Here is a 25855-nt window from a genome sequence, read left to right on the forward strand (position 1 = left end):
TCTGCGCGATCTGTGTGCTTTTTGCTGCTTATCTTCGATGTTTGCGCGCGGTTCGCTGCGAATCCGCTCTCCAGCAACCTATAGTGTTTTTCGAATATTGGGCTCGTACTTGAGCGATCCCGGCCGAAGCGACGCCCGTCGGCAAAAACGCCGCTGAACGGTCAATGAGTTTTGCGTCCCTTAAGAACGAATGTCATGACTAGGCGGACATCACTTCATCGTTCAGGCGACCCGGCCCGCCGTTCAATGATTAAGACGGCGACGAGTTCACTACCGCTGCCATTCGTCGTCCCACCCGCGCGGGCGCGCTCGGTCCACCTTATCGATGGCAGAATAACCATTACAATCCACATCAACGAGCATTGGCTGGCATGGCGAACTCAGTGACACAATCAACGGATGGCATTGCCGCGTCGACCGCGCCATTGGATGCATCATCCCCAAAAGATGCAGTAGAGGACGCCCTGGTAGGTCCCTCTGTCTTGGACGATGGGCGCGCAGAGCTAGATCCGCGGTCGTTTCGAACGAGTCTGGGACAATTCGGAACGGGCGTCACCGTGGTCGCCACGCAGATCGACGGACGGCTCGCGGGGACAACAATCGGCTCGTTTTCGTCTTTGTCGCTCAACCCTCCGCTTGTGCTTTGGTCCATCGCTCGCTCCTCGCGCAGCTTTTCGATGTTTGAGCGGGCGCGTCACTTCACGATCAATGTCCTCGCGGAAGACCAGATCGGAGTCTCGCAGCAATTTTCAAGTTCGACAGACGACAAATTTGCGGGGCTTCAATGGTTCAAAGGCAGCAATGGCTGTCCCGTACTGCCGGGAATTGTCGCCTTGTTCGAATGCGAGCAAGAAGCGACCTATGAGGGCGGCGATCACTTGATCATTATCGGACGAGTGCAGCGGTTCGTGCGCTATTCGGGCAAGCCGCTTTTGTTCGTTCAAAGCAAATATGCTGTCCCACAGATTCATCCACAATTGCAATCCGCGCCTGATGCGCCTGTCACACCAGCTCGCCCAGAATCTAGAGCGATGGCGGCATTGTCGAAACTACTCCTTGACGCAACCCGGCTCCAGGTTGGTCGCTTTGAGAAACACCGGCGCGCAGAAGGCGTCAACTATCTGCAGAGCCGGGTTTTGTGGGCGCTTTACGCCAATCCCGGCCAGGCCATCGGCGACCTGGCTCAGCAGATCTTTGCTGTGCCAGACGACTGCGCAGATGCGGTTGCGGAGTTAATCGAACGCGGCCTCCTCACTCAAGATCTCAAAGAGAGAGTCTCTCTGACAGAGGCTGGGCGCGACAAACGGAACGCGATTCAGGTGCGAGGCGATAGATACGAAGCGGAATGCCTTTCTGGATTCAGTCCAGAGCAAATTAGCGCCGTCCGCGAGTTTCTGGAGGCTTTCATCCGGAAATTCGAGGATGCCGACTCGGCGCTCTAGCCTGCTAGAGAGGCTACTTTGGTCTGGTGCGGCCCGTACCGAGAAGCCATGCCTCTTCCGTACTCAGGCAGGCCTAGATGGTTCTTGAGCGCAATTTGGTTCGGCATTGCAGGAATTGGACGACCGTCCACGACCGAGACCGCATGACAGGAATGGCCTCTACCTCATAGGGGTCACTATAAATGCAACTTACATAGGCTGGAGAGACAAATGGCAGACAAAAGGCAAATGCGCCTGGGCGCCTCGATTCGAGGCCTCGGCTACAACATTTCAGCTTGGTTGCATCCCGATGTGGATCCCGCAGCATCCGAGAAGGTTCAGCACTTCGCTACCGCAGCTCGAATCGCCGAGGAGGCGATGTTCGATACGGTGTTTCTTGCCGATACGCTTGCGGTCCGCTCATACGATGATCCAAAAGGGGCTGCCGCGCGCAGCTCCAACAACGTGGAGCTAGAGCCCATCACGTTGCTGGCGGCCCTTGCAATGTGCACGAAACACATCGGCCTCGTGGCGACTGCTTCCACAAGCTATAACGAGCCTTACCATATCGCTCGGAAGTTCGCCTCCATCGATCACATCAGCGGAGGGCGCGCTGGATGGAATGCGGTTACCTCCTGGTCCCAGCAAGAGGCAAATAACTTCAGTCGAGAATATCACTTCGACAAGGATGAGCGCTATGAGCGCGCCACCGAATTCCTCCAGGTTGTCCTCGGGCTATGGAACAGCTGGGACGCGGATGCATTCCTGCGCGACAAGAAACGTGGGCTCTTCTACGATGAGTCGAAGATGCACGTGCTCAACTATCGTGGCACATTCTTCAACGTGCGCGGTCCGCTAGGCGCGTCGCGTACGCCGCAGGGTCGGCCGGTGATCTTCCAAGCTGGCGCTTCAGAGCACGGGCTCAATTTGGCCGGCGCGTTCGCGGATGTCGTCTACTCCGTTCCTCAGCATATGGCCGAAGCTATCCGCGGGCGCCAGGTCTTGCGCGCGCACGCCGAAAAGTTCGGCCGACAGGCTGACGACATCAAATCATTGCCGGGTGTGCAGATTATCGTTGGCCGAAGCTCATCCGAGGCTCGCGATAGGCTTGAGTATCTCAAAACCTTGATCGATCCCCTGCAGAGTCTCGCCTCCATCAAGCGAATGTTTGGCGACTTGTTGGGAAATGATATCAACTTGGACGATCGCGTGCCCGAGGTTGGAAACACCGAAGGGAAGTTCTCGACCGCGACGAACACGGTGAGACGTGCGCGCGAAAATGGCTGGACTGTTCGTCGGCTGTGCCAGGAGTTCGGAATGGGGCAGCAGGTGAACCTTAGCGGCACGCCCGACGAGATTGTCTCGACGCTGGTCGATTGGTTCGAGGCGGACGCCTGCGACGGCTTTAATATCCTGCCAGCTTACCTTCCCGACAACCTTGCCGAGGTCGCGGAGCACATAGTGCCGCGTCTTCAGGATCGCGGTCTGTTCCGGCGTCGCTATGAGGGGGCGACACTTCGAGAAAATCTAGGGTTGCCGCGCGTCTAGGTACGCGCCCACAATGTAGACCTGCGTGCCTCAAAACGCGGAGCACGCGAGTTTAGCCGGCTCCAGCTCAGCTGCCTCATGAGAGACCGTCCATAACGTCCCCGAACTACCCCGCAACCTGGTCTTCGTCCCCTACGACGAAGACTGGGGACGGGAGGCCGACCTCATGCTTCTCTGTCGGTCTGTGCGCCTGTGACGCTAGCTTCTATCACCCGCCATCGTTGGACATTGTCCTCGCGCGACGCGCGTTCACAGATAGAGCATCATCGAGGACGTGCAGTCGGCCGGTTCGGCTGGCAAGGTCAAGCGCGCGCTCGATCGTTTCAAATCTAAGGCCGCGGCGGTCTCGTCTACCCAGCATGGATGCGCAGGAATAAGACCTCCAGCAGCGCCTCATTTGAGGCAATCCACCTAAGGCATGCAATTTTGGTCGTTTATCTGCGATACGATGGGACAATTCCCCGAGAAGCCGCCCTGTAGCAGAGTATAGTTACCGGGCGCAAACATAGCCGATTGGTCGAGAATGCCGGCGCGGTGGGTCGACTTTGACAAGCGAACAAAGTCGAGAGGCTCGATAGGGCCAGCAATCAGGCCGCTGCTACCCAGCTTGGCATCAGCGTGGTTCTCCGAAGCTCTCTGAGACCGGCCCTCCAAAAGGCTAACTCAGATCGAGATCTATTTAACATGCACGCCTACCAACAGGAAACCACCGGAATCAGGCAAATGCATCTGAGCGTCTTTGTAGCCGCCACGGGAAACCATATAGCGGGATGGAGAATTCCGGAGGCGCTCACGAGTGCCGAAGACTTCTCCGCACTATTGGCTATCACCAAAATCGCGGAGCGCGGGAAATTCGATTTTGCGTTCTTTGCCGACGCGCCCGTCTGCGCCATGGCCGACCTGCCATCTTTCGCTCTAAAGCTAGAGCCGGCTACTCTCCTTGCGGCTCTCAGCGTACAGACGTCGCAGATTGGACTGGTAGCAACGATCTCATCTACCTTCACTGAGCCCTATAATCTCGCTCGCGCGATCGCTTCCGTCGATCAAATCAGCGGGGGGCGCGCCGGTTGGAACGTTGTTACGACCGCCTCTCCGGAAGCGGCGGCGAATTTCGGGCGAGAGCTGCCGGATCATGGCCTTCGTTACGAGATTGCCGACGAATATCTTCAGGTCGTGCAGGGCCTTTGGGACAGCTGGGAAGCTGGTGGTTTGGTCGCAAACAAGGAGACCGGCCAATATCTCGATCTGTCCAAGGTTCACGTGCTGAACCACAATGGCAAATACTTCAAGGTGCGGGGGCCGCTGTGCGCGTCGCGCTCGCCGCAAGGACAGCCGGTTGTGGTCCAGGCTGGATCTTCGGGGGCGGGACAGAGATTTGCGGCGAAATATGCCGAAGTTGTATTCACCGTCCAGCAAGAAATGAGCGAGGCGCAGCGCTTCTATCAAGGACTAAAAGAGCAGGTCGTTGCCAACAGTCGCCCGCCGGACCATTGCGCTGTCATGCCAGGACTTTTGACCGTGGTGGGGAGAACAGAGGAAGAGGTGCGTAAGAAGCTTGCACATCTCGCAAGCTTGGTAATACCGGGCTCTGCATTGGCAACGATGTCGGAAAGACTCGGTCACGACATGTCGCAGTATTCCCTCGATGAACCCGTTCCGGACCTTCCCGTGGCGCCGACTGGCGTGCAGAGCTATGCGCAGGTCATTTATGCGAAGGCGAAGCGAGAGCGTCTTACATTAAGAGAGGTCCATAACCTCTTCGCGCTGTCGCGCGGTTACCTCATGATGACGGGGACCCCCAAAGCCATCGCAGACACCATGGAAGAATGGCTGGTCGGCCGTGCTTGTGATGGCTTCATGCTTGTACCTGCATTCTTTCCGGGCGATCTTGCCGAGTTCGTAAACTTGGTGGTACCTGAGCTGCAGCGGCGCGGCCTATTTCGTAAGGACTACGCTCGAAAGACGTTGCGAAGCCACCTTGGGTTACCGGAACCAAGAAATCGCTTTGCGAAGGAAGCGTCATCAGAGTGAGTGCTGGTCCGCGGTACGGCTACAGCCGGTCTGGCTAATAGGCGCGAAAGGCTCCGGCTGCGGGATCAAGTGTCGAAGCCGCTGCTCAAGACGCAAATAGCCACCAAAGTGACCGTTCTGCCCGCCTCCGCAGCCAGACCTTCACAGGTGGCTAATAAGCCCTCTCGGTCGGACCTCCGCCGCTCTTCGTTCTGCACTCAAGAGAAATTCCGCTCGTTCTTGTCTAAAAACGCAGGAGATCGGCGTTGCAGATGCTTAATCTGATGTTGAACGGACGGTGCTTTGAGAGTTAAAGCTGCCCTTCTTCAGCCGTATCAGAATTATGGCGCGCTAGCAGCCGCCGCAGTGAGAGATGCTCCACACCGTCCCTAAAGCACTGGAAGCCTTTGCTCGCGGCGAGATCGTAGTCGTTACCGACGATGACGATCGCGAAGGTGAGGGCGACCTCATCGTAGCCGCTTCGCTCTGCACGCCAGAGAAGATGGCTTTCATCGTGCGCCACACCTCCGGAATTGTCTGCGCGCCGGTGACTTTGGCAGACGCGCGGCGGCTGCGGCTCGATCCAATGGTAGCCCACAACGATTCAGCTCATGCCACTGCCTTCACTGTGTCGATCGACTACAAGGCAGGACTGACCACCGGCATCTCGGCCGATGAGCGTACCGCGACCTGTCGCGCGCTCGCCAATCCCAATGTCGGGGCCGGCGACTTTGCAAGGCCAGGTCATATCTTTCCGTTGATTGCCAATGACGGCGGTGTCCTGATGCGCTCAGGCCATACCGAGGCCGCGATCGATCTTTGCCGACTAGCCGGGCTGCCACCCGTCGGCGTTATCTCCGAGCTCACCAATGATGACGGCACGGTCATGAAGGGACCTCAGGTTGGATGCTTTGCCGCAGCACATAACCTGAAACAGATCACCATCGAGGCGCTGATCGCCTGGCGCCAAGCGCGCGAGAAGTTAATTGAGCGCGTCAACAGTTTCCCCGTGGCGAGCCCGATCGGTCCGCTGCAGGGCCACGCCTATCGTTCGCCCTTCGATCCTGTTTACCACGTTGCCTTCGTTTACGGCGCCATCGGCAAAGGCCGCGATGTCCTGACGCGTTTTCACAAACAGAGCATCATCGAGGACGTGCAGTCGGCCGGTTCGGCCGGCAAGGTCAAGCGCGCGCTCGATCGTTTCAAGTCGGAAGGCCGCGGCGTGCTGGTCTACCTGCGCGACGGCGCCGCGGGCGTGCCGGTAAATCGGATCGACGAGGCGGAGACGCATTCGCGCGAGGCCGATCGGCGCCGCCAGTGGCGGGAGGTCGGTGTCGGCGCGCAAATCCTGCGCGACCTTGGCGTCACCTCAATCCGCAATTTATCAGGAACCGCACATGATTATCTCGGCGTGACGGGCTTTGGGATCGAGATCGCGTCGAATGAGCCTTTCGAGTAGCGCCGCCGGCAAGGCGCGTTCGCGGTACCTGCAACTCGGCCGTTTCGGGTGCCAAGCACCCAGACCGGCTGAAGAGATGTTCAACTGAATGCCGGAATCGTCGAGGCCGTGCTCGAGGCGAAAAGCAAGCTCAGGCCTTCCAACAAGGCACGCTTCGCATGAGAACTTTCGAATATTTCAGGCCGCCAGCCTCGATGGGGATTTTTCCGGTTTATTGAAATGCATTCGCGGGAAATCTGCCCAAAAGAATGATTCTTCGCTGCTTGGCTGCATCTTGGTGCCGCTAGAGTGCCACATATCAACGGACGCGAGCAGGGAATGCGCCTACTCCACCAATTTGGAACGCTCGGATCTTGCTGCGCGCGTATCCCTGAAGGGCCCTTCGCGTGGCCAGGAGCGCACAAAAGACCGCGTGATTTCCGAAGCTGCTCTCCGGTGTTCTCAAAGTTCTGGTCTCATTGAAACGGTGCTAACGAGATGGCGATACCAAAAGGGCCTCAGGTCTTCCCCCGTAGCGAGTACTTGCGCAGGCTGACCGCTGTCAAAGAAGCAATGAAGAAGCGCGATGTCGAAGCCCTCGTTGTTACGACATCGGCAAATATAACCTATTTGACGGGCTACACGTCAAAGTCAGCGTATATTCCTCAGGGGCTCATTGTTGAGCTTTCGGAGGAGGAGCCGACGTTCTTTACGCGTCGGATGGATGCTCCGGCGGCAATCCACCAGATGTTCGTCGATCGCGGTCGGATATTCGGCTATCCGGAAGATCTGATTGCCAATCCCGAGCGCGATGGCTTCGACGTGATAGTCGAATTCCTTCATGAGAAGCGGCTCGCAACTCGTGGCATTGGTCTCGAGCTAGGATATCTCGCAGCCCGCACGGCAGAAAAGTTCAAGACCAGAGCTCCAGATGCCAAGCTCGTGGAGTTTACAAACGTGGTCAGCTGGATCCGCGGGGTAAAATCCGACCTGGAGATCGCTCTCATGCGCGAGGCCGCGGTGATTGCCGACGCGGGAATGTTGCGGGCCAGGGAAGTCATCCGTCCCGGAGTCAAAGAGGCCGACGCTGCCGCGGAAATCATCTCAACCCTGGTGCGCGGCGCGGACGGCAAGTCCGGTACCGAGCTGGCAAGTTTTTTTCTGTGTGCCTCTCCGCGCACGTCTACGTGTCATATCCCCTGGAGCGATGATTCGTTCCGACCGGGTTCTCAGGTCAATCTCGAATTCGGCGGAGTGCGCCACGGCTACGTATCCGCTCTCATGCGCACGGTGTCGATCGGAAAACCGTCCGATCGCGTGCGTGCATTGCATGAGGCGGAGGTTGCCGGCCTGGACGCGGCGCTTGCCGCCGTCAAGCCTGGCGCGTCTTGTGGCGATGTCGCTGTCGCTTTCAATAGCACCCTTGAAAAGCACGGGTTCCGAAAGGAGTCACGTTGTGGCTATGCGATTGGAATCGAATGGACCGAACCAACGGCAAGCCTGAAGGTCGGTGACCCGACCATACTGAAACCAAACATGACGTTCCATCTCATGCTTGGCAATTGGGTAGATGAAGATCTTGGCTACGTGATTAGCGAGACCTTCCGTGTAACGGAGACAGGGGTCGAAACATTTTCAAAGCTGCCGCGAGAAATCATAGTAATTTGACGCGCCTGATCCGCGAGCGGTCAACAGCATGTAAATTGCCGCATCCGTTACAATTGGGCTGCGGATTCACTCACTAGAGAGTGCCTTGCGACCTACGGCGCGATTTACTGGCGCTGCACAACCATCGGCGCAAGCCTCGCTCAGGAGGCTCGGCACCTTGAAGCGCTTCACCCAGGACAGAACATGAGAAACGACCTTCCGAAAAATGACTTCAAGGCCGCCCTGCGGGATCGCCAAGTCCAGATCGGCTTCTGGCTGAACCTTATGAGTCCGAGCGCGACAGAGATCGCAGCTGGAGCAGGGTTCGATTGGCTCCTCATCGACATGGAGCACACCGCCAATGAGCCACCGGATGTCGTGCACCACATGCGCGCTGCCGTAGGGGGAACGGCCGAGCCTGCCGTCCGCGTTCCAACAAACGAGCCTGTTCTCGTCAAGCGATTGCTCGACCTGGGCGCCCGCACGCTCCTCTTCCCGTTGGTGCAATCGGCTGACGAAGCCCGCGCCGCGGTTCGCGCGACGCGCTATCCGCCGCACGGAATCAGGGGGATGGGCGGAACGTCTCGCGCGACCCGCTACGGACGCGTGCCGGATTATGCAGTCCGCGCCGCGGACGAACTCTGCGTGCTTGTACAGGTCGAAACCCGAGCAGGACTCGCCGAAATCGACGCTATCGCGGGCGTGGAGGGTGTTGACGGCGTGTTCATCGGACCAGGCGATCTGTCATTCGACTGGGGCTATCCGGGCCAGCACAGGCGGCCGGAGATCTGGAAGGCCATTCTGCATGCCGGCGAACGCATCCGCGCCGCTGGCAAGGCCGCCGGGTTTATGTCGCTCGATGAGCCAGAGAATCGCGAGTTGATCGCTGCTGGCTTCACGTTCTTGGCAGTCGGAATCGACTCGGTGCTTCTCGCCCGCAAAACCGACGAAATTGCAAAGCTGTACAAGAGCTAGACTTGAGCGACGACAGCGCAGCCAAGGTCGTGGTCAGCAAGCAGGTATCTGACACCCTTGCCGGCTGAACTCGTGCGGTCGCTTGCCCTCAGGGGTTTCGATCCGGCGCTTTTTCCAAGAACTTTGCCGCAAAGACACGTTCTCACACGACTTCGTGCCCTCTCCGAAGCTGAGATAGTTGGGTGACGCATCACACAACTCGAAGCTAGTACCCGGAATCAGAGCTGAGTGATACGGCGGCCTTTGAAACGGCGTTGACGGACCTTTTTCTTGGTCCAGACGAAGGGCTCGGCTCTGTCGTTGTATGCGTTGACGTAGGCATCGATGTGTTCCTGAAGCTGCTTGAGGCTCGTGAAGGAGGTGCCGCTGAGCGACTGCCCCTGCAAGATGGAAAACCATACTTCGACCTGATTGAGCCATGACGCACTTGTCGGCGTGAAATGAAATTGCACGTTGGGGTGGGCCTTGAGCCAGTCCTCGTTCTTTTTATGGGTGTTGAGGTTGTCGAGGATGACGTGAAGCTTGCGGTTCGGAAAAGTCGCGGTGACGCTGTTCATGAAATCGAGAAACTCGACGCGGCGCCGGCGTTTTGAATGGGTCGCGATGATCTTTCCGGTGGCGACTTCGAGCGCCGCAAACAATGTTGTGGTGCCATGCCGCTTGTAATCGTGGCTTTGGCCGGTTAAGGCGCGGCCATTGGGCAACTTCAGATAACCCTGCGCTCGCTCCAAAGCCTGGATCGAGGGCTTCTCGTCCACGCACAGCACAATGGCCTTCGCCGGCGGCGCGACATAGAGGCCGACAACATCGGCGGCTTTGGCCGTAAAGTTCGGGTCGTTGCTCTCGCACCAGGACTTGCGAGCCACCAGGTCAATCTTGTGGCTGCGCAGGAACCGCCAGACATATTGGACATCGACATCGCCCAGCGCCTCGGCCAGCAGGGGGCCGGTCCAGCGCGCAAACCCTTGCGGTGGCGGCTTATCCAGCAGCTTCAGAATCCGCTTGTCGGTCGTCTTCGTATAGATCGGCTGCTTGCCAGGCCGCGGCTTGTCTTGCAGCCCTTCAAGGCCATGGTCGGCATAGCGATGCCGCCAAAGGCTGACAATCCGCGGCTGGACCCCAACTTCCTTGGCGATCGACCGGGTGCTGCGCCCATCCGCCGCCAACAGAACTATCCGCGCCCGCTTCAAATCGCGCTGCAACGTCACCGGTGAGCGACAGCACGCCTCAAGCACCTTGCGATCTTTCCTCGAAAGGTGGACTTCTCTTGCTTCGGGTATCATCCCGACCTTGAATCACGACTCACGTTCCAAGAAAAGTGGGTACTAGTGCGTGAACCGTGAGGAGATCGGCGCCCGGCCAAGGCTGCATTCCGCCGCACAGATAGATACGTCGGCCATGGAGAAACGTGCACGAAAAACGGGCAATCTGCTCCTGACGCGCGGCCATCTTGGCTGCGATCGTCGCACGGAATGTACGTGATGCATGCAGTCAGGGCCCACCAAGTACGGGCACGCTCGTGCCTTCTGCTTGCAAATCGCAGCGGTCGCATCGTCGACGCAGTCCTACAACTCTTTCGGAGCGGTCGCAGCAACACGGTCCGATCCAGTCATCCGCACAATCGCCTGTATTGGCTGTGGAAGCGCAACAAAAAATGCGAATTCCCGCCTCTTTGCGCAGGATTTCGGAGTCGCAGGGCCTACATTGGGGAACTTCGACTTTCGTCGTCCTGTAATATTTTCGCAAAATGGAGATCAGCCAAAGCAGAGCTGACTTCCTGCCGATGAACTGAGTGCGGCTAACGTTATCTCCAAACGAGGGACTGAATCAGCTGACCCGCCCCGAGGGAGGTGAGGATCAGCACCGAGGGGACGACGTTGCATGGAGCGCGCTGTTTTGGCAGATGTAAGGGGCAATCTTTCGTCCACAAGGCAATGCGCGGCGGCGTTCCTGGACAATTACCCGGAGGAGGGTAGGCAGCGAGCCATAGATCGGCAGAGCTGGAGCATGAAATGGAGACAGCTCGCAGATGATCAATGCCGTCTTGGCGAGTTGGATATTAGCACCAACGCCTACGGTGCAGCGACAGAGGCTTGGCTTGGTGCGTTAACCGCCTTTGAAGTCGCCAGACGACTACCAGACCAAGATGATCCGCAATGTGAAGACATTTCAGCAAAAATCAAGACCGTCATTTGCAAGCTCGAATTATCCCAGCCGCAGAAAATCGAGCAGGTAATCGTTGCGGGCAGCGATGGCGAGGAGCTTACAGCCTATTACTTGCCTGCCGGTAAGCGCGACGTGGCCGCCCCGGCGGTCATTTGCATCAGCATGGAAGACGAATCAGAAACTGTCTTGCTCGGACGGCTGTTGCCCGTGGTGATCAATCGGGGCATGTCGGTCCTCGTCCTCTCCCATGAGGCCGTTTCAAAACACTCCCGCGGCCACTCGCAAGGTTTGTTGTCGGACTGCTTTGATCATTTGTCAGTTCGGCCTGACGTTGATGCCGCTCGGATCGGCGTCTATGGCGAAGGATCGTCGGCTGTTCTGGCCAGCGAATTCGCAGAGTTCGATCATCGCGTGGCTGCGGCGGTTTGCGACGGCGGTGTCTGGAATTGGACGCGCAGGCTAGCCTCAATTGCTTGGATGACGAAGGCTGCCGACGTAGTCGATGAAGCCTTGCTGTCGGCCCGTCGGGCGCAATCTGTGCGTCGATTAAGATGCCCTGTGCTAGTGGTCGCCGGCGGCCGTGCCGTCGTTAGCGTTGCGGAGGCAATCAAACTTCAAGCGGATTGCATCGCCGCGCACATTGATCTTGATGTGGCCATGCCGCGGGTGATCCAGAGTTCCGAGGGATACATCGAAAACTTTGTGACTTCCGACGAGTGCATCTTCAATTGGCTAGAGCATCAGCTCGGGTCCACGAAGGGTGCACAATGAACGCGGTTCGGACAAGATCATCTGACCGGGCCGTTGCCCGCCGCATTTCCGTGAGGCCAACGTTTGATCTCTCTTTACAACACGCCAATACTCAATTTTTGAGATGCCCATCGGCTATTCTTGGCGATCGCGGTTAGGCGCTTATTGAGATAGTCAAGGCTCGCTTCATCGAGCCCTTCAAACATCGTCGAATTAAGCGCCTCTCGTTTCATTGAGAGATTGCTGATCTCGACCCGCGCTTTCTCGGTCAAAGACATCTGAACGTATCTCGCGTCATCAGCCGATGGCTGGCGGTTCAGGAGTTCTATTGTCTCGAGTCTCTTGGTCTGGTTCGTAACGTTGGCCGGATGGATTCGCAGTTTATTTGCAACAGCTATTCCTGCTACGCCGCGACCTTCATCGAGCTCGGCAATGGCCATCAGGATCAGCCATTGCTGTTCGCTTATGCCTAACATCTGGGCCCAGGCCTTATGAATTTCCTCGAGCTGAGAATGGATCTCGACGATGTTCCAGATGAAGTCCCTAACGGCTCTGTTGAGTAGTTCCTTATCGGCCATTGTTGGCCCTTCCCTTGCGATCGCGGCTTTGCCCGCCCGACGATTCCGATCTTCGCCAGACGTATCCTCTCTGACGCTCCGTCACAAAGCGTTCCGGCAGCATATCAACTATATTGTAAATACCAATTGACGACTATAAGTAAGTAGTGCTATCGGTATGTCCGGATCGTTGCGAGATCAGACCGACGATCATGTTAAATCTCCAAGGAGAACCTCCGGGATGCCCCCTGGGGGTTCTTTTTTGTCTATTTTCGTCCGTTTGCAAGCTGATTTCGACCGAAATCGGGCTCTGTTGCAGAAGTGTCGCAGCTTGAAGCCAAACAATCAATTAGTAATAATAATTAGTTGAAACAATTGTTAGGCGGGCATAATGGTCGTTGCGACAGCGAGGGGGCGCCTCGAAGTCGTTCCGCCAAGGCCTGCCCAAAGGGCGAACCTCGATCGGCGGATCTTTGAAGGGCGGAAACCACGTTTCCAACTTGGAGGTTCAACTATGAAACTGACGAAGGCTCTTTTCCTCGGTTCCGCGGCGATGCTCGCAACCGCAGGGGCGCAGGCAGCCGATCTTCCCGTCAAGGCGAAGGCCGTCGAATATGTGAAGGTATGTTCGCTGTATGGCGCCGGATTCTATTACGTTCCCGGTGCTGACACTTGCGTCAGGCTCGGTGGTTATTTGCGTGCCCAGTTGGGCTTAGGCACCAATTCTATCGGTGTGGCCGCCGAAAGTGGCGTCGGTGGAGCAAACAACCGCCTCAGCAACTATTACACCGCTAGATCCCGTGAAGCCCTCAATATTGATACGCGCACCGCGACGGAGTACGGCGTGGTCCGCACGTATTTCCAAGGAGTGTTCACTTGGACGTCGGGCGGCTATGGAGGTGCGGGTACGGGCCTCGCGGGCGGTGCAACTGCGTATAATGGGAGCAATCCCGCCGGAAGCGGTAGCGGCTCAGTCGCCGGCGGTGCCCTTGGCGTCTACGACGCCTTCATCCAGTTTGCTGGTTTCACGTTGGGGCGCGCGCAGTCGCAGTTCTCCGCCCCATGGGCCGAGTATCCAGCAGGAAACGCGTACGAATTGCCGGGCGGCGGCTGGGATCGCGTAAACCAGCTCACTTATACCGCCGATTTCGGTCAAGGCATTACCGCGTCGTTCTCGGCGCAGGACCAAGTCACTCATGACACCAGCAACATTTGGAACGTTAGCGGTGCCACGGCCGCGGGTCTCGCGGCGGGTGTGTACGGCGCGAACGACATCGGCGGTTCGCGAGCTCCAGATCTTGTCGCGATGCTTCGTGTTGACCAGGCGTGGGGCCTTTTTCAGGCTTCCGTTGCGGCGCATGACAATCATGCGGCCTATTATGGTGCCGATGAAACGAGTGGCCATCCGGCCGACAAGTGGGGCTGGGCTGGTCAATTGGCCTTATCAATCAAGAACATTCCGACTGGTCCGGGTGACACGATCAATATGTCCGGCGTCTATGCCGACGGTGCAACCCGCTACAATTTCCACAACTACATGAACACCAGTTTCGCCATGTACGGCAGTACGGGCTTGCCGGGTGCTTACCAAAGCCTCGGACTTGCTGGCGCGGCTGACTCCGTGTTCGTTGCTGGTGCTGGTCAGCAATTGACCAAGACCTTCGGGTTTAACGGCGGCTATACCCACAACTGGGACCCATACTGGAGCAGCAGCGTGTACGGTGGGTGGGGTGCAGTGCGCTATAACAGCACAGCTAAGGGCTACATCTGCGGTGCATTCGTCGCGAGCCTCGCCCTCTCAAGTGGTCTTGCAGGCTGTAACCCCGATTTCAACTTTGCTGCTGTGGGTGTGAACGGGCGCTGGACCCCAGTCAAGAACCTGACCTTCTCGGCCGACCTCACTTACGTGACGCTCGACCAAAAGTATGCAAGCGGCAGCACAGTGACTCTGCCTCTACAATCAGGTGTAGCAAAGCCTGCCGCGGTCTACGAGCTCAAGGATCAGAACCGCCTTGTCTTGATGCTGCAAGTTCAGCGCAACTGGTGAGTATCTCTCTTCGACCAAAAGCGAAGAAGCGGCTCGTTTTGCTAGACAAGGCCCCGGCATCGCCGGGGCCTTTTTTAGCTTGACACCAATTTTCCGGAATGTGTGAACCAGCGCAAGTGTTTCCGGAATCGCGATTCCGCTAGGGACCGATTTCTGATTCAAATCTATGCGGGAAAACGAGACCAACCCGGATGACGCGACCCTATTCGGAAGACCTTCGTGGACGGGCTCTGGCGCGAGCTAACGCAGAGGGTACGGTTCGTTCCGCACAGGCGCTTCAGATCGGCCCGTCCTGCTTAATCTAGGGCGCGAGAATGGAGGCCTTTTGCTCGGCAAGCACGTGGTCACAAGAAGCCGGTTCTGTCTGGTGCCAATGCCGATTGCCTGCGTAAGCGAGCGCCTCGGGGGCTCACCTTGCGGATGCTGACAGGAACGGGCGGCGCGCGGGCTGGAGGGCCCATCAAGGCAAGATTGACGCTTCACGTCGGTCTTTATCGACGAGACTTAGTCAAGTCCAACATGGCGACACTACGCGGCTGGGATGCAAGCGGACAGGGCCGCAAGCATCCGCCCCTTTCGGCCACTGCAAGACCATGACTTTCATCTCAGTTCTGAGGCACGACCAGCTCAGCGCACCTTGGTCATCGACTGCCCCATACGTGTGGCGAACTCCTCGACCTCTTTTCTCTCGTGGCTTGCTCGGGCCACGGCGAAGCGGACGAGACCTATAACCCTCACGTCTCGGCGCTTAGGCGCAGGATTACTGCTCTACGATGCGCGGTATCGCTCAAATGCAGATTCGACACCATGGTAGTAAGTTCTTCGAGCCGACACTTATCACCGGTCTGATCTTCAGCGAGAGGGAAAGATAAAGATGATTTCCGAGGTGTTCATTACCTGCGCAGTGACAGGAGGAGGCGGCGCGCCGAGGCAGAAGAATGTGCCGGTCACCCCGCAGGAGATCGCCGAATCGGCAATCGAGGCGGCACGCGCGGGCGCGGCGGCAGTGCACCTGCACGTACGTGATCTGAAGACTCGCGCGGGCGTGCTGGATCCGGCGCTGTATCGGGAAGTGGTGAGCCGTATTCGTAACTCCAATGTCAATCCAGTAATCAACCTGACCACGGGCGAAGGCTGCTATCTGGTGCTGGGCAGCTCGGACAAGCCACTACCGCCTTCGCTGGAGACCGACATGCTTGGCGCGCTCGATCGGCTCGTCCACGTCGACGAGCTGCGGCCCGAGATCTGCACGCTCGATTGCGGCTCGAAGAGCGGCAAGGCGGCTACCGAAGGTGTCATGATTAACACGATCGGCACCCTGCGCAGGATGGCCAAACGTCTGCAGGAGCTCGGGGTGAAGCCCGAGCTCGAGGTGTTTGAGTTTGGTCATCTGATGATCGCCAATGAACTTATCAAGGAAGGTCTCATCGACGGTCCGCCCATGCTGCAGCTGTGTATGGGAGTTGGGTACGGGGTGCCGGACGATTTGTTGAGTTTGATGGCGTTGGTGCATCAGCTTCCGCCACACGCCATCTATTCAGCCTTCGCGGTTGGCCCAATGCAGCTTCCGTATGCGGCGATGGCTCCCTTAGCTGGTGCGAACGTTAGGGTTGGCTTGGAGGACAACCTGTATCTCTCTCGCGGGCGGCTGGCGAGCAACGCCGAGCTCGTGCAACGTGCGACAGAGGTTCTTGATCGTATCGGTGTGCGGGTGATCAGCCCGGACGAGATGCGCAAAAAGCTCAAGCTCAAATCCTGCGCCTAAGAGGCAATGCTCATGCTTGATAAGTCCAGCCTTCCCCAGACGCTCCCGCGCGCAATTGGGCTGCTCGGTGGCGGCGTCATTGGCGGCGGATGGGCCGCACGATTCTTACTCAACGGAGTAAACGTCCGCCTGTACGATCCCGCGCCCAATGCTGTCGAGTACGTCAACAAAATGGTGGCCAAAGCACGGCGCGCGTTTCAGCAGTTGACCCTTGTGCCGCTGCCAGTCGAAGGGACGCTCATAGTAGTGGATTCGGTCGCGGAGGCGGTGCGTGAGGTAGACCTCGTGCAGGAATCAGCACCGGAGCGCCTGGAGCTCAAGCAGAAGCTGCTCGCTAGCGCCAGCCGAGCTGCGGAGCCTGGACTCCTGATCTGCTCCTCGACATCCGGCTTTCGCCCTTCAATGCTGCAGACGGAGATGGACAATCCTAGGAGCTTCTTGGTCGCGCACCCGTTTCAACCTGTGTACCTGCTGCCGCTGGTCGAACTGTGTGCCGGAGAGCGCACAGCACCCGAGGCGCTCGAGCGGGCGGCAGCGATCTACCGGGCGATTGGGATGCATCCGCTCGTCGTACGCAAGGAGGTAGACGGCTTCCTTGCGAACCGACTGGGGGAGGCATTGAATCGTGAGTCGCTGTGGCTGCTGAATGATGATGCGGCAACACTACAGGAAATTGATGATGCGATCCGCTACTCTTGGGCGCTGCGCCGCGCCGCTATTGGATCCTACCGCGCGGCCGATGGTGGAGAGGGCATGCGCCAGACCATTGAGCAATGGGCGTTCAAGTGGCCGTGGTCGAGGCTGACTGAAAAGCCCGACATTAACCGCGCGTTTCTGGACAAGGCGGCGGAGCAGGCAGACGCGCTGGTGAAGGCCGATCCGTTGGACGTCCCTGCTGACCAGAAACGCGACGATCTGCTCGTTTCTCTGCTGCAGGCGCTGCGTTCGCAAAACTACGGACCCGGAAAAACGCTGGCGCACTGGGAACAGGGGCTCCGCGCTCGCGCTCCACACCCGAGCGAAGATTCGGGTCCCTTGCGCACGCAGCGTGAGATCCCGCCCAGCTGGGTAGACGGCAACGGGCATGCCGCCGAGAGCACTTACCTGCTGCTCTGCAGCGAAGCGACCGGGACCGTTACATCTCATATCGGCATCGACAGCGAATACCGCTCAAATAGCGGCACCTACTTCACTGTCGAGACTCATCTGTCGCATCTCGGTGAACTTCACGCCGGCGATCGGGTCCAGGTCCTCACGCAGATTCTCGGCGCCGACGACAAGCGCCTGCATCTCCTTCATGTGATCTCTCGCGAGGGTGAGAAGATGCCAGCCGCGACCGGGGAGCAGATGCTGATTCACGTGGACCCCGCCAGCAGACGCAGCGCACCTGTGAAGGGTCGCGTGCGCGACGGCCTGCTGAAGCTGGCGCGAATACATGCCGGTTTGCCGCGTCCGGAGCGCGCCGGCGCAAGCATCCAGATGCGCTAAGCGCACTAGGCGCGGACGTAAATGTTCATACGGCCCTCCCTCTAGCCATTGTTCTAATTAGAACGCGCCTCGTCAGGTACGCGGCCTGACTGTCAACGCGGTCGCGCCAGCTGGATGGACACCGCGCTGATGCGTAGTCAGCTGAAGGGCCAGGCTGCGGAGCTCGGCATAAGCACCGACGCTGGGATTGGGAAGAAAACGGTATGACCCCTCATCTAGCGTTACTTCTGCAGGAAGCCTGGGCAGGTTAACAGGAGTCGACTGCGTGGCAACGAGCCGTATGAGATGGAAAGGATTGGAAAGGCTACTGCGTCACTCAGTGATATAGTTGACACCCTCGAGCCCGAATGCATAGAGATTGATCAGTTCCGCGGCCGCAGCCTAGACCTATCGGTGGACAGCTAGTCGCTCAGGCGGTTTTAGCCGCCGAGCAGACAATTCGCGAGGATTGGTCGGCGCATTCGGTGCACGCGTATTTCCTAAAGGCGGCCGACGAATATCACCCAGTCGATTACAAGGTGGAACGGGTTCGGGACGGCAAGCCCTTGGCCGGCGCACGCGTGGCAGCAAAATTGCAACCAGTTGGCGCGGCAAACACGGTCTGCGCCTAACGCTTTCCAAGGCTCCTCGGTAAGCCAATAACTTATAGTTGCTCTATACGTTGACCAGCCCGCAAACATACTGCCTGCACATTATTTGTTCGCCCGAAAACGTGTTCAAGAGAATAGCGACCACAATTCTCCGTCCGACCCAATTTCTTTCAAGAACTTAAAATGACATCTCGGGGCTATTCGCATTGGGCGCCACGACGCGATGCATCAAGGCTTCGCGTTTGACTATCCGGCGCAGATTTTCTGCTCCGTAACAGGAAAGATTAGCTAATTGCCAGTCTCTAACCCCGATACATTTCTTGCGTACGCGGCAACAGTAATTGCCGCGCGGACGCATTAGAGAGCGCCTACATGGCCTGACAGCAGCCACGGTCACGGCTTGCTGTATTCAAGCAATGCTCAAGCCGCAAAGCTGAGGCATAAGCTTGAGAGCTCCCCTCCATTGCGAGCTGAGGGCAGCTGTCGATTGCACTGCAGCCGTTGGATTTATGAACAAAATGGCGTCCGTATGACCATCAGTCTCAGTGCAAGCGCCATATGAAGAACATTGGCGATGTGCTTCTTCAACCGACTTTCGGACGCCGGCGGCACGCTGACGAATGGTCATCCGCTAAGATCGACATCTCTTGACAGGTAAGGACGATGCGCAAAGTGTATCCCGACGCCAAGTCGGCTCTCGAAGGCGTTCTGAAAGACAATATGATGATCATGTCGGGCGGCTTCGGCCTCTGCGGCATCGCCGAGGAGCTGTCGGACGCGATCCGCGAGTCCGGCGTCAAGGGCCTGACGGTCGTCTCCAATAATGCCGGCGTCGACGGCATCGGCCTCAGCCGCCTGCTCGAAACCCGCCAGATCAAGAAGATGATCTCGTCCTATGTCGGCGAGAACAAGCTGTTCGCCCAGCAATTCCTGGCCGGCGAGCTGGAACTCGAATTCAATCCGCAGGGCACGCTGGCCGAGCGCATCCGGGCCGGCGGCGCCGGTATCCCGGCCTTCTACACCAAGACCGGCGTCGGCACGCTGATCGCCGAAGGCAAGGAAGTGAAGGAGTTCGACGGCGAGAAGTACCTGATGGAGCGCGGCCTGTTCGCCGACCTCGCCATCGTCCACGCCTGGAAGGGCGACACCGCCGGCAACCTCATCTACCGCAAGACCGCGCGCAACTTTAATCCGATGATGGCGACCGCCGCCAAGATCACGGTCGCCGAGGTCGAGCATCTGGTTCCGGCCGGTGAACTCAATCCCGACCACATCCACACGCCCGGCATCTTCGTGAAGCGCATCGTCGAGGTCGGCACGGCCAAGAAGCGCATCGAATTCCGCAACACCCGCCCGCGCACCGCCGCTTAAGCGTCAGGAGACTCACATGGCCTGGACCCGTGAACAGATGGCTGCGCGCGCCGCCAAGGAACTGCGCGACGGCTACTACGTCAATCTCGGCATCGGCATCCCGACGCTGGTCTCGAACTTCATCCCCGATGGCGTCGATGTCAGCCTCCAGAGCGAGAACGGCATGCTCGGCATGGGCCCGTTCCCCTATGAGGACGAGGTGGATGCCGACCTCATCAATGCCGGCAAGCAGACCGTGAGCGAGCTGCCGTCGACCTCGTATTTCTCGAGCGCGGATTCCTTCGGCATGATCCGCGGCGGCCACATGGACCTGTCGATCCTCGGCGCCATGCAGGTGGCCCAGAACGGCGACCTCGCCAACTGGATGATCCCCGGCAAGATGGTCAAGGGCATGGGCGGCGCGATGGACCTCGTCGCCGGCGTCAAGCGCGTCGTCGTCGTGATGGAGCATTCGGCCAAGGACGGCTCGAAGCTGCTGAAGAAGTGCAACCTGCCGCTGACCGGCGAGCGCGTGGTCGACATGGTCGTCACCGATCTCGCCGTCTTCACCATCGACAAGCACGGCGACGGCGGCATGGCCCTGATCGAGCTCGCCGACGGCGTCTCGCTCGACGAGGTCAAGGCCAAGACCGAAGCCGAATTCCGCGTCGCGCTGAAGAATAAGGTCTCGGAGTGGTGAGAGATTGTCGCTGACGTCGGCTTGACCGGTGGATGCGCTCGGCCGCGAAGACGTGGCTCCAGATCGCATCGACCAGCGGCATCAGGATTGCCGCGCAGTCACCTACCCAGCCGCAAGCGGATACACGAGATCGATGCTTTCCCACTGGTAGACGTCGCTCTGACGATAAAGTGGCAGGTGCAGACGTACTTGGCGAACAGGACATAGGTCAGCGGCTTGGGCCCTGCACGACCGCGCGCAGTCGGATGCGAGGGAGCCCTCGTTGGGTGATCGCTTTGCAGGCCCGGCAGACGAGCTTCTAGCGCACATGCTGGATCACCTTCCACTAGCACGGCACGAACTCCAGCATCTCTGTCACGTCCTCGCCAAGCTTGCAATTAAGAGCTGCTAATGCTCACCGACTGCGCAGCATTCATGTTACTGCAGTTCATTTCTGCGCCTTTGTAGTCCGTGATACACCTACCGAACCGTTCTTCAGGCGACATGAAGATCTTCGCGAATATCGCGAAAAAGATAGAGGGGCTTCATCTCAGCGATCGCGCCCGCCAGATGACATTAGCCATAGGCCGCCTTCATCGAGTAAAGGTCACCGCATCTCCTGCTTTATAGATGAACATGAATCTTCGCACTGTGCGGCCCCGGCGCAGGATTTCGGCCCCGTGAGCGGCGATATCAATGAATTTCGTCTCTGATAGTTCGATAATATTTCTGTGAAAGACAATCTTCTGTTGGCTGAAAGTCCGCAGAGACCAACGCGTGTGGGGGGGAGCGCCATGGTTAATCGCACACGCGTCCTAGAGGCCCGTCGCGGCGGACTCGACGGCGCGCTCAATAGCATGCAATCCATCAAGAATGAACATCGTGGTTTAGTAGGCGGCGGCGCGTTAGTGGGACATGCGCCAAGCCCGGGGACAGGGGCGATGCCGGACGCGAACGATGCCTTTGTGAAGTTTTCGGACATCCAGAAGACCTACGACGGCGAAACGCTGGTCGTTAAGGATCTCAATTTGGAGATCGCTCGGGGTGAGTTCTTGACCATGCTGGGCCCCTCCGGCTCCGGCAAGACGACGACCCTCATGATGCTTGCTGGTTTCGAGGTGGCTACCCAAGGCTGTATTCTTCTGGAAGGGCGTTCGATCGACCACATGCCTCCGCACAAGCGCGACATCGGCATGGTGTTCCAGAACTACGCGCTCTTCCCGCATATGACCGTGGAGGAGAATCTTGCCTTCCCGCTTAAGGTCCGCAAGCTCGGCAGAGCGGAGAGCGAGGCCAGGATCAAGCGGGCGCTAGACATGGTCCGGCTCGGCGCCCATGGCAAGCGCCGGCCCGGTCAACTTTCCGGAGGCCAGCAGCAGCGCGTCGCACTTGCTCGCGCCCTTGTTTTCGATCCCAAGCTCGTGCTGATGGATGAGCCGCTCGGTGCGTTGGATAAGCAGCTGCGCGAGCAAATGCAACTAGAGATCAAGCATATCCACGAGGATCTGGGCGTCACGCTCGTTTACGTGACGCATGACCAAAGCGAAGCGCTGACCATGTCGGACCGCATAGCGGTGTTCAATGACGGTGCCATCCAGCAGATCGCAGCGCCAGCTGAGCTGTACGAGCGGCCGCGGAACGCCTTCGTTGCCCAGTTCATCGGCGAGAACAACCGGCTGCACGGCAAGATCGTCGCGATGGATGGCGCGACTTGCAAGGTAGAAGTTCTAGGTGTGGGCGACGTGCAGGCGCTTGCAGTCAATGTCGAAGCGGTTGGTCGGCCCACCGAACTGTCGTTGCGGCCGGAGCGGGTGAAGCTGAACCCCACGCCGGGCTCGCTGCCCAATGTCTTTACCGCGCGGGTTGCTGAGGTGGTTTATCTAGGCGACCACGTGCGTGCTCGGGTCTCGGTGTGCGGCCATGATGGCTTTGTGATCAAGCTGCCGAATTCGGAAGGCGTGGTGCAGCTCGAGCCGGGCACACCGATCACCATCGGCTGGAAAACTGAAGATTGTCTGGCGCTCGATGCGACGTGACGATAGGCGGCGGCTACGCCGTGAACTTCGGTGGTCCAGTTTTCGACCCGACCCCATAGGCATTGCATAAAGGAGACGCAGATGATGAGGAAGATGGTTACCGAGGTCTTGGCCGTTGTCTTAGCAGTGGGCTTGCTTGCGCCAGGAAACCTCGCTTTTGCGGGCGATCATTTGACGGTCACTGCCTTTGGTGGGGCGAGTCAGGAGGGCTACCGCAAGGCCTATTTCGAGCCCTTCACAAAGGCGACCGGGATCAAGATCACTGAAGACGAGTGGAACGGCGAGAGCGCCAAGATCCGCGCGATGGTCGAGTCCAAGACCGTGAGCTGGGATGTGGTAAACGCTGGCAACTCGGCCGGGGCCATGTGCGCCGAGGGCCTCCTTGAGACAATCGAATGGAAGAGGCTAGGCGTCGATAGGGCCAAATTTGGTGAGGCTGGCGAACAAACTGATTGCGGCGTGCCGTTAAACCACAATGCCCAGGGCGTCATCTATGACAAGGGCAAGCTGCCCAACGGCCCTAAGACGATCGCCGATCTATTCGACCTGCGAAAATTCCCCGGTAAGCGCGGCCTGTGGAAAAGTCCCAAAACGAATCTCGAGTGGGCACTGGTTGCCGACGGTGTGCCCGCCAAAGACGTCTATAAGGTCCTTGGTACGCCTGAAGGCGTGGATCGCGCCTTCAAAAAGCTCGACACCATCAAGAAGGACGTCGTCTGGTGGGCGTCCGGCGCCCAGTCAAGGCAGCTAGTGGCCGACGGCCAAGTTGTCATGACCGCGGATTGGCAGCCCTCAATAACTGCCGATGCTATCAATAAGGCCGGAAAGCATGTTGGTATCTTGTGGGACGCTGCGTTTCTGAGTGTGTCCTACTGGGTCATTCCCAAGGGTGATCCGCGATTGGACGACGCCTACAAGTTCATCACCTTCGCCTCTTCACCGCAGGTGCAGGCCGATATGGCGCGGTTGATTCGGTTCGTTCCCGGCAATCACGACGCGATGGCGCTTCTAGATCTGGCGGTCCTGTCTGACATGCCCACGGCAGCCAATAATCCTGTGGAGTACAACGCCCGCTTCTGGGCCGACAGGCTTGATGAGTTGGGCCAGCGCTTCACCGCTTGGCTAGCGAAGTAAAGAATGGGGAATGGCGAGGAGGACGTTCCGTTCTCCTCGTCCCAACCGACGATCAATGACCGAAGAGTGAGAGAAGTTGATGGCGACGATGGCAGCCCAAATCGCCGGCAGTCCAGACGGCATGCCGCTACGGATTAAGCTGCAGCGGGTCGAACGTCGGAGCAAGCTGAAAGCGTTTACCTTCGTCCTGCCGCTTCTGCTGTTCATCCTGATCGCGTTCGTCTTGCCGATCGGTCGGATGATGTTCAAAGCGGTCCATGACAATACGCTATTGACGCTCATGCCGCGAACCACGGCAGCGCTAAGCAGCTGGGACGGCAAGGATCTGCCCGACGAGAGTGTCTATGCCGCTCTCGCCGACGATTTGACGCATGCCTGGGCCCAGAAGACCGCGGGCGCTATCGGCACACGGATCAATTATGAGCTGCCCGGCGCCGGTGGCCAGGTCGCGTCGAGCGCCCGAAAGGCGAGCACACTTTCGACCGGCCCCTACAAAGCGGCGCTGATCGAGATCAGCCCCCTGTGGGGGCAACGTGACGTCTGGAGCTTGCTCAAGCGCGGTCGCTCTGCCTATACCGCCTATTACTTACTGCGTTCGGTCGATTACCAGTATGGCCCCGACAGCCAAATCGTCGCCACGCAGCCGGAGAATGCGATCTTCCGCGACGTCTTCCTGCGCACGCTTGGCATTAGCATCGGCGTAACCGTCCTGACTCTGCTGCTAGGTTTCCCGGTGGCTTATCTCCTGGCGACACTGCCGCCGAAAACCAGCAATCTGCTGATGATCGTGGTCGTGCTGCCGTTCTGGACCTCAGTGTTGGTACGTACCACGGCCTGGGTGGTGCTCCTGCAGCAACATGGGGTTGTGAACGATGTCCTGATGGCGCTGCATATTATATCGCAGCCCGCGGAGCTCATCTTCAATCGGGTCGGCACAGTAATCGCCATGACTCATATCCAGCTGCCTTTCACGCTGCTGCCAATCTACAGTGTAATGAAGACAATTTCGCCCAACCATGTCCGCGCTGCTCGCTCGCTCGGCGCAGGCCCATTCTACGCCTTCTGGAAGGTTTACTTCCCCCAAACCCTGCCGGGGATCGCCGCTGGCTGCCTGCTAAGCTTCATTCTCTGCCTTGGCTACTACCTCACTCCCGCGCTTGTGGGGGGCGCGGCCGACCAGATGATCAGCTATTTCGTCGCCCACTACACCAATGAGGACCTCAACTGGGGCATGGCCTCGGCTCTTGGCGTCATACTGCTCACCGCGACTCTATTGCTCTACTATGTCTACAACAAGCTGGTCGGCGTCGACCGGCTCAAGATGGGGTGAGAAGGATGACCGCTTTCGCCTATGCCTCTCCGCTAGAGAAGAGCTGGCACTATCTGCACCGGCTGATCTGCGGGGCGGTGCTGCTGTTTCTGATCGCGCCAATCCTTGTGATCATCCCGCTGTCCTTCAATTCTGTGCCCTTCTTCAGCTATCCAATGCCGGGGCTGTCACTGCGCTGGTATGAGGAATTCTTCCTAACAGTTCGTTGGCAGGGCGCTCTGTACAACTCCATGTTCGTTGCGATGTCGGTCACGCTGCTGTCGACCACACTAGGCACGCTAGCCGCGCTCGGGCTCAGTCGTCCGAACTTCCCCTGGCGCACGGCGGTGATGAGCCTGTTGATCTCGCCCATGGTCGTCCCGGTCGTCATAACCTCGGTGGCGGTGTATTTCTTCTATGCCGATATGAGGCTGCTCAACAGCTATACCGGGCTGATCCTAGCGCATACCACGCTGGCTACGCCCTTTGTCGTCATCGCCGTGACCGCGACCCTGATGGGTTTCGACCACTCGCTCACCCGCGCAGCCGCCGGTCTCGGCGCCCCACCAATCACGGTCTTCTTCAACATCATCCTGCCGCTCATTCTACCCGGACTGACCTCCGGTGCGCTCTTCGCTTTCATTACTTCCTTCGATGAAGTGGTCGTCGCTCTTTTCGTCGCCAGCGCCGGACAGCGTACCCTGCCCAGAGTCATGTTTTCTGGAATCCGCGAGGAGATCAATCCGACCATTATTGCCGCCGCCACAGTGCTGATCCTGTTCTCAATCACCATGCTGACCACTGTTGAGCTGCTGCGCCGGCGCTCGCAGCGGTTGCGTGGGATCCGCAACAGTTGAAGGTTCCGGCCGTAGCTATTCTCGCCCCGTTTCGAGCGCGACGGTTCTTACCCTCAGTTTCACCATCCAGATTTCAGGGGTGTTAACG

At 58.5% G+C, this 25855-nt stretch carries 19 protein-coding genes; 17 read left to right on the forward strand and 2 right to left on the reverse strand.

Features of this window, described 5'->3' with window-relative positions; genetic code table 11:
* Positions 1 to 371: 371 nt before the first annotated feature.
* The 6 genes from AB7008_RS09235 (at position 372) to AB7008_RS09260 (ending at position 9039) form a co-directional block, all read left to right on the forward strand.
* Positions 372 to 1442, forward strand: a complete 1071-nt coding sequence (locus AB7008_RS09235) for a flavin reductase (RefSeq protein ID WP_441258722.1) — start codon at positions 372 to 374, stop codon at positions 1440 to 1442.
* 210 nt (positions 1443 to 1652) lie between these two features.
* Positions 1653 to 2969 carry an LLM class flavin-dependent oxidoreductase gene (locus tag AB7008_RS09240; RefSeq protein ID WP_441258723.1) on the forward strand — a complete coding sequence of 439 codons (1317 nt, stop codon included), beginning with the start codon at positions 1653 to 1655 and terminating at the stop codon, positions 2967 to 2969.
* A 684-nt stretch (positions 2970 to 3653) separates the two neighbouring features.
* Positions 3654 to 5000, forward strand: a complete 1347-nt coding sequence (locus tag AB7008_RS09245; RefSeq protein ID WP_441258724.1) for an LLM class flavin-dependent oxidoreductase — start codon at positions 3654 to 3656, stop codon at positions 4998 to 5000.
* Positions 5001 to 5352: 352 nt separating this feature from the next.
* Positions 5353 to 6438, forward strand: a complete 1086-nt coding sequence (ribB, locus tag AB7008_RS09250) for a 3,4-dihydroxy-2-butanone-4-phosphate synthase (protein ID WP_441258725.1) — start codon at positions 5353 to 5355, stop codon at positions 6436 to 6438.
* Between the two features lie 477 nt (positions 6439 to 6915).
* Positions 6916 to 8085, forward strand: coding sequence for a M24 family metallopeptidase (locus AB7008_RS09255; RefSeq protein ID WP_441258726.1), 1170 nt, complete (start codon positions 6916 to 6918; stop codon positions 8083 to 8085).
* 183 nt (positions 8086 to 8268) lie between these two features.
* Positions 8269 to 9039, forward strand: coding sequence for an HpcH/HpaI aldolase family protein (locus AB7008_RS09260; protein WP_441258727.1), 771 nt, complete (start codon positions 8269 to 8271; stop codon positions 9037 to 9039).
* 218 nt (positions 9040 to 9257) lie between these two features.
* On the opposite strand, the gene AB7008_RS09265 is transcribed toward AB7008_RS09260, so the two are convergent.
* The gene (locus AB7008_RS09265; RefSeq protein ID WP_011084514.1) at positions 9258 to 10322 is read right to left on the reverse strand and encodes an IS630-like element ISRj1 family transposase; all 1065 of its coding nucleotides are present in this window, start codon (positions 10320 to 10322) and stop codon (positions 9258 to 9260) included.
* A 724-nt stretch (positions 10323 to 11046) separates the two neighbouring features.
* On the opposite strand from AB7008_RS09265, the gene AB7008_RS09270 reads away from it, so the two are divergent.
* Entirely contained in the window at positions 11047 to 11976 is a 930-nt protein-coding gene (locus tag AB7008_RS09270) for an alpha/beta hydrolase family protein (protein WP_441258728.1), read from the forward strand.
* 74 nt (positions 11977 to 12050) lie between these two features.
* Here AB7008_RS09270 and AB7008_RS09275 read toward each other — a convergent pair whose 3' ends face one another.
* Positions 12051 to 12533: a MarR family winged helix-turn-helix transcriptional regulator gene (locus tag AB7008_RS09275; RefSeq protein ID WP_038937160.1), complete on the reverse strand. Its 483-nt coding sequence runs from the start codon at positions 12531 to 12533 to the stop codon at positions 12051 to 12053.
* Between the two features lie 493 nt (positions 12534 to 13026).
* Between AB7008_RS09275 and AB7008_RS09280 the strand changes: the two genes are divergently transcribed.
* From AB7008_RS09280 to AB7008_RS09325, 10 genes are all read left to right on the forward strand, one after another.
* A complete protein-coding gene (locus tag AB7008_RS09280; RefSeq protein WP_441258729.1) occupies positions 13027 to 14559 on the forward strand; it encodes a porin in 1533 nt (510 codons plus the stop codon).
* A gap of 874 nt (positions 14560 to 15433) precedes the next feature.
* Positions 15434 to 16324 (forward strand): 3-keto-5-aminohexanoate cleavage protein, encoded by an 891-nt coding sequence (locus tag AB7008_RS09285; RefSeq protein WP_441258730.1) that lies wholly within the window; start codon positions 15434 to 15436, stop codon positions 16322 to 16324.
* 12 nt (positions 16325 to 16336) lie between these two features.
* The gene (locus AB7008_RS09290) at positions 16337 to 17812 is read left to right on the forward strand and encodes a 3-hydroxyacyl-CoA dehydrogenase NAD-binding domain-containing protein (protein ID WP_441258731.1); all 1476 of its coding nucleotides are present in this window, start codon (positions 16337 to 16339) and stop codon (positions 17810 to 17812) included.
* A 389-nt stretch (positions 17813 to 18201) separates the two neighbouring features.
* Positions 18202 to 18423, forward strand: coding sequence for an acyl-CoA thioesterase domain-containing protein (locus tag AB7008_RS09295; protein WP_441261196.1), 222 nt, complete (start codon positions 18202 to 18204; stop codon positions 18421 to 18423).
* 642 nt (positions 18424 to 19065) lie between these two features.
* Positions 19066 to 19773 (forward strand): CoA transferase subunit A, encoded by a 708-nt coding sequence (locus tag AB7008_RS09300; RefSeq protein ID WP_441258732.1) that lies wholly within the window; start codon positions 19066 to 19068, stop codon positions 19771 to 19773.
* A gap of 16 nt (positions 19774 to 19789) precedes the next feature.
* The gene (locus AB7008_RS09305) at positions 19790 to 20452 is read left to right on the forward strand and encodes a 3-oxoacid CoA-transferase subunit B (protein ID WP_441258733.1); all 663 of its coding nucleotides are present in this window, start codon (positions 19790 to 19792) and stop codon (positions 20450 to 20452) included.
* Between the two features lie 920 nt (positions 20453 to 21372).
* Entirely contained in the window at positions 21373 to 22467 is a 1095-nt protein-coding gene (locus AB7008_RS09310) for an ABC transporter ATP-binding protein (protein WP_441258734.1), read from the forward strand.
* An 81-nt stretch (positions 22468 to 22548) separates the two neighbouring features.
* Complete coding sequence (locus AB7008_RS09315) at positions 22549 to 23601, forward strand: ABC transporter substrate-binding protein (RefSeq protein ID WP_441258735.1); 1053 nt, start codon at positions 22549 to 22551, stop codon at positions 23599 to 23601.
* Positions 23602 to 23680: 79 nt separating this feature from the next.
* Positions 23681 to 24931 (forward strand): ABC transporter permease, encoded by a 1251-nt coding sequence (locus AB7008_RS09320; protein WP_441258736.1) that lies wholly within the window; start codon positions 23681 to 23683, stop codon positions 24929 to 24931.
* A 5-nt stretch (positions 24932 to 24936) separates the two neighbouring features.
* Entirely contained in the window at positions 24937 to 25767 is an 831-nt protein-coding gene (locus AB7008_RS09325; RefSeq protein WP_441258737.1) for an ABC transporter permease, read from the forward strand.
* Positions 25768 to 25855 lie beyond the last annotated feature (88 nt).

The organism is Bradyrhizobium sp. 521_C7_N1_3 (genome assembly GCF_052075975.1).
In the GTDB taxonomy this organism is placed as follows: Bacteria; Pseudomonadota; Alphaproteobacteria; order Rhizobiales; family Xanthobacteraceae; genus Bradyrhizobium; species Bradyrhizobium japonicum.